The 3,245-nt window shown below is 69.5% G+C and carries 4 protein-coding genes; 2 read left to right on the top strand and 2 right to left on the bottom strand.

From position 1 onward, the window contains the following. Positions 1-344 precede the first annotated feature (344 nt). Both VK501_RS00250 and VK501_RS00245 read left to right on the top strand, forming a co-directional pair. Positions 345-896: a DapH/DapD/GlmU-related protein gene (locus VK501_RS00250; protein WP_414641031.1), complete on the top strand. Its 552-nt coding sequence runs from the start codon at positions 345-347 to the stop codon at positions 894-896. Positions 897-1,010: 114 nt separating this feature from the next. Then, positions 1,011-1,280: a hypothetical protein gene (locus tag VK501_RS00245; RefSeq protein ID WP_324333430.1), complete on the top strand. Its 270-nt coding sequence runs from the start codon at positions 1,011-1,013 to the stop codon at positions 1,278-1,280. Between the two features lie 190 nt (positions 1,281-1,470). On the opposite strand, the gene VK501_RS00240 is transcribed toward VK501_RS00245, so the two are convergent. Together VK501_RS00240 and VK501_RS00235 are read right to left on the bottom strand one after the other, a co-directional pair. Next, positions 1,471-2,256 carry a class I SAM-dependent methyltransferase gene (locus VK501_RS00240; protein ID WP_324333428.1) on the bottom strand — a complete coding sequence of 262 codons (786 nt, stop codon included), beginning with the start codon at positions 2,254-2,256 and terminating at the stop codon, positions 1,471-1,473. An 85-nt stretch (positions 2,257-2,341) separates the two neighbouring features. Further along, positions 2,342-3,245, bottom strand: a 904-nt coding sequence (locus VK501_RS00235; protein WP_324333426.1) for an alcohol dehydrogenase catalytic domain-containing protein, incomplete at its 5' end; no start/stop codon positions are given.

Raw genomic sequence — 3,245 nt, 5'->3', positions numbered from 1 at the left:
ATGCTGATCGAGTCCCATTACGATTGCCATTACGGGGCCTCCTCAAGCTCCACGGTTAACTACCTGCGCGCATCATGCGCGCTTGAGCTGAGGAGGTCCCCCCTACGCCGGGACCGCCGCCCGGCTCATGCCATCTTTGCGCGAAGAGCGCCGGGGATCGCCACCTCGAGTGCAGCGAGAGTCCGCGGCTAGGGAGTGAGTTCATCGGATCGAGAGCTCCGAGTTCGCGGCTGAGAGCCGAAGCGCAAGTCTTCGAATCGACGATGCTCGTCTGTCCCGGGCGGGATCGACATCCGGCCGCATGGGCAGAATCTCCTTCCGTGCTTGGCCCCGACCGCGAACCAATGGCGCCAGCGCAGGGCCGAACGGTGACGCATGCCGGAACGCCGGACTCTCGCGCGATGTACGCCGACATCCAGCGCGCTTGGGAGATCCTTGGGCGGCTCAACGCGCTGGCGCCGGGTGACTTCGACGCGGTGCGCGCCGTACTGGGCGAGCTGACCGGCCACGAACTCGACCCGTCGGTTCGCGTGCTTCCGCCGTTCCATACCGACGGCGGGCGCAATCTGCGATTCGGCCGCAACGTGTTCGTGAACCACGGCTGCACCGCGATGGATCTCGGCGGCATCGACATCGGTGACGACGTGATGATCGGGCCGAACGTGCATCTGATCAGCTCGGGCCATCCGCTCGACCCGGCGACCCGCCGCTCGCAGATCACGACTGCCCCGATCCGCATCGGCCGCGGCGTGTGGATCGCCGCAGGCGCCATGGTCTTGCAGGGCGTCACGGTCGGCGACGACGCCGTGGTAGCCGCCGGCGCCGTCGTCACAAAGGACGTCCCGCCGCGCACGCTGGTCGCTGGCGTTCCCGCACAGGTCATCCGCGCGCTCTGAGGTTCAAAGCGCCTTGGGTACAGGCAACGCTCGATGATGGTCTTGGGGCGGGTTCCGCCTTGCGTGGAAGGGAGCAGCCGTCGAGCCGCCGGTGCGGTTGCCTACGCTGCTGAGGTGGATCGACCGCCGCAACCTCTGACTCTGGCGCAACGCAGTCGGCTCGTCGCCATCGTCGAGCGACGCGCCCCTGCCCTTTTGCCATTGGCGGGCGAAATCAATCGCCGATGGCTGTCCGACGAGGAATGCGAAGCGCTGTCGCGCCTCGCACTCAATGAGTTCCTCGATCATCTTGGTCCCGACGACGAGCCAGACCGCGCGGGTGTCGACGCCGACGAGCTTGTCGGCGTGCTCGAGATGCATCGCCGCGGCTACTGGCACAAGTAGCCCAGCGAAGGTCGACCCTCGCCTCGCGGGAGAAGTGAAAGCGGTCGTCAGCTCCCGCTCGGCATGGATAGGAGAAGCGCGAGCGAGTCGCCGCTCCCCTTCACCTGGCGGGCGAAAGCGAAAGCAGAGCGGGTCAGGTGTGGCGACCGAACCGGCCGAGCCCGGCACGTTGGCGCGCGTTGTTGATGTCTTAGCGGCGTCGCCGGGCGGTGATCAACCAAGAACGCGAATCGAAGACCACGCCGCGCTTGTCGCTGTAGTGCGCCGCGAGCGTTTCGCGCAGGCGCGCGACGGTACGCGCTGCCTCGCGGTCAGTCAGGCTCGCGAGCGCCGCGCTCGTGCTCTGAAACCCCCGGACCAACGCGAGCGCGGCGTCGAGGTCGCGTCCGTAGTGGACCGGCTCGCGGACGTCCTCGAAGCGCATTCCGTCGAAGCCGGCGCCCTCGAGGATGCGCGCGGTGGCTTCGGCATCGCCGAGCGAGAACGGGTCCAAGCGGGGCGGCGGTGGCTGCGCCGCGTCGCCCAGCGCGGCGTCGATCGCCCGCGCCCATTCGTTGTGCTCGTGTCGCTGCCAGACGAGCAGCACCAGACGCGCCTCGGGTAGAAGGCCGGCGGCGATGTTCGCGAACGCGGCGGCCGGATCGGAGAAGAACATCGTCCCGAAGCGGCTGATCGCCACGTCGAAGCCGGCGGGGTCGAAGCGATGCACTTGGGCGTCGCCTCGCTCGTACCGGACGTTGTCGAGACCTTCGGCCGCCGTCAGTTGACGGGCGCGCACAAGCATGCGCTCGGATACGTCGACGCCGACAACGCGGCCAGGCGCCGCGGAGCGCGCCGCCTCGCGAGTCGTCAGGCCGGTTCCGCACCCGATGTCGACGACCGCATCAGCAGGGCTGATCCCGTATGCGGCGCGAAGGTGCTCGTGGTGAGCGCGCAGCTCGGCGTCGTAGAAGTCCAGGCTGTTCGGCGCGGACATCGCCGTCGCAGTCTGAACCCTCGACGTCGCACGTCGACCGGGGGCGCCTGCGCCCATGTCGGATGGGTACTTCCGGCTGCGCCTATTAGCCGGCGAGGGCGAGTGCTGGCTGCATGGCGGGATCGCGGTTGGCCGGAGCCTGACCGACGTTCTCGAGCTCGTGGAGGTGGGCGAGCTCGCGGGGCAGTTGCCCGTTGAGGGTGCGCTGAGCGAGCTCGGCGAGATCACCGGGTTCGGCGGAGATCGCGATGCGCGTGATGCCGAGACCATGGGGGCCGGGGTGGGCGGTGACGATCGTTCCGCTGGATTCGGCGGCCGTGAGGAAGTACGGCTCACCGAAGCCGACGAGGTCGACGAGCAGGTCGACGTCGGGATGGGACACGAGTGCGTCGGCGACCAGATCCGCGGTCGTGGACTCGATCGTCTCAGCGGCGCCGAGGGAGCGAACATAGTCGTCGTCGCCGGGCGTGGCGCCGGCAATCACGTGGGCCCCGGCATCGGCCAGCAGGGCCACAAGCAGCGATCCGACCCTGGAGGTCGCGCCGATCACGAGCGCGGTCTGGCCGGGCCGCAGCTGGGCGGCGCGCAGGATCGTCTTGGCGGTCAGGCCGGCCTGGGCGAGCGCGACCGCGGCGAGCGGATCGAGGCCTTCGGGTCGGCGCTCGACGTGCGGTCCGTCGGCGGCTGTCCGGGCGCAGGGCGCCTGGACCCAGGCCCAGGATCCAGCCAGGAAGTGGCCGAATACCTCGTCGCCGACCGCAAAGCGGGTGACGCGCTCGCCGGCCGCGATCACGCTGCCGGCCGCATCCATGCCGCAGGTGTACGAAGCGTCGCACGGAGGCAGCTGCGACACGCCCTCGGTGCTGAGCACGTGCTCGACGTGGTTCAGGCCGCAGGCCTGCAGGCGGACGAGGATCTCGCCGGGACCCGTCGGCGACGGCTGCCCGTCGTCGCCGTCGAGGTGCTCCGCCGGGCGCAGCCGGGAGGAG

The sequence above is a fragment of the Baekduia sp. genome, assembly GCF_035318805.1.
Taxonomy (GTDB): domain Bacteria; phylum Actinomycetota; class Thermoleophilia; order Solirubrobacterales; family Solirubrobacteraceae; genus Baekduia.
This window is presented reverse-complemented; position numbering and strand designations above follow the sequence as displayed.

Coding starts and splice junctions, on each gene's coding strand:
- VK501_RS00250 (WP_414641031.1), top strand. CDS start 345: ATGGCGCCAGCGCAGGGCCGAACGGTGACGCATGCCGGAACGCCGGAC.
- VK501_RS00240 (WP_324333428.1), bottom strand. CDS start 2,256: ATGTCCGCGCCGAACAGCCTGGACTTCTACGACGCCGAGCTGCGCGCT.